This window comes from Streptomyces sp. NPDC002130, from assembly GCF_040296465.1.
Lineage (GTDB): Bacteria > Actinomycetota > Actinomycetes > Streptomycetales > Streptomycetaceae > Streptomyces.
The window spans coordinates 1-1576 of the sequence record NZ_JBEOXI010000741.1; the positions used below are offsets into that span (position 1 = coordinate 1).

The 1576-nt window shown below is 62.8% G+C and carries 1 protein-coding gene and 1 pseudogene; both read right to left on the minus strand.

Features of this window, described 5'->3' with window-relative positions; all coding sequences use genetic code 11:
* Positions 1 to 75 (minus strand): annotated as a pseudogene (locus ABT116_RS45035) (16S rRNA (guanine(966)-N(2))-methyltransferase RsmD); the annotation flags it as partial.
* 700 nt (positions 76 to 775) lie between these two features.
* On the minus strand, positions 776 to 1576 hold an 801-nt coding region (locus ABT116_RS45040; protein WP_351646817.1), incomplete at its 5' end, for a type II secretion system F family protein.

Genomic DNA, 1576 nt, shown 5'->3' on the forward strand with positions numbered 1-1576 from the left:
CACGTTCTCGCGGACCGTACGCACGGCTTTGGCGTCGGCTTCGACGAGGAGGGTGTGGCCCGCGCCTCGGGAGAGGTCATGATGTCTGCGAGGTCGCCGAGTTCTGCGAGTCCGAGCTGCTGCGAGACGCGTGTGAGAGCACTCCAGGGCGCTTCGCCGGAGCGGCCCGCTTCGTAGAGTTCCTCGTCGAGTCGGAGGAACACCCAGCTGTCGCCGACTTGGGCGGCGATCTCGAGGGATTGCGTGGATCCGACTCCGCCTCGTCGGCATAGCGCGACGAGGTCGATGTAGGAGCTGAGAGCCTGTGCGAATTCGGCGCGAGCGGCAGCTGCGCGTCGACGGATGTCGATGTCGGGAATCATGAAGAGGAAGACGGCGGTCGCGAGTGAGAGGATCGCCGGCATCGACCATGCCAATCCCAGTCCGAACGCTGTCAGGACCAGGTTGAGTATCGGGAAGATCAGCAGGCCGAAGAACGCTGCGACAAGTTTTTCGCCAAGTACGTGCGCCGGATCTTTGTGCAGCAGTGAGAGGTCCGCTGTGGGGAGGGTGAGGAATCGGCTGTCTTGTAGGTAGGGGTGTACGCGCAGGCCGAGCCTGTTGGCGAGCCCGTCGACGAGTGATGTCCCTGCGGTGTTTGCCTTTTCCGGCGCGGGTCCGGACATTCTGGACATCACGTCGGTGAGGGCGGGTTGGGCTCGCAGGAAGTACAGGGCCACGAGGTAGATGCCGATTGTGCCGACGCTGGTGTAGACGATGATCGTCATGGTGATGCTCATCGCTGCGCTCCTACGAGGTCAGTGCGTTCGACGCGGTCGTTGGTTCCGATGAACCGCGGGTAGACCGGCGGCTTGGTGGCTTGTTTCATCCAGTACAGGTCCGCCGCGAAGAGCGTCAGCAGGATCAGTAGGACGATCTGCATTCCGCCTGAACGGTAGGGCTCCATGAAGTTTGTGAAGGCGAACGCTGCGGCGAGGACGGCGATGGTGATGATGGTGACCCATTTGGCTTGTGTTCGAGTCGATTTGCGGTCCGCTTCGATGCGGCGGCGGCGGGCGACGGTGTCGCCTACGTCTTCGGCGAGGCCTTCGAGGACGTTGGCCAGGCCGACACCACGCAGTTGCATGGCGAGAAGGAGGGCGCCGCAGATCTTGTCACCGACGCTGTCGTTGAGGTCGGATGCGAATCGTGTGACCGCTTCGGCGGGTGGGACATTGTTGCGGAGCCTGTTGATGAAGGCGGTGATCTCGTCTTTCAGCGTTTCTGGGATGGGGGTCGAGATGATGGTGTGTTCGATTCCGGAGCCGGCTCGCATGCTGCTCGACAAGTTGCGTGTCCATTCGTCCATCGAGGACAAGCGACTGATCTGGTGTTCGGCTTCCGGTCGACTCAGGAGGTAGGGCAGACCCACGAGAAGGGCGGGGACGAGGAAGAGCGTGAAGAGCCATCCGCTCAGGTAGTAGACGGTGGCGCCTGCGCCTATTCCGACGGCCAGGAGAAGTTGGGTGGTGCCCGATAGTTTTGCTCGTTCGCCCTTTCGGCGGCGCTGGCGAGTGGGGGCTGTGGGGTCGCGGCG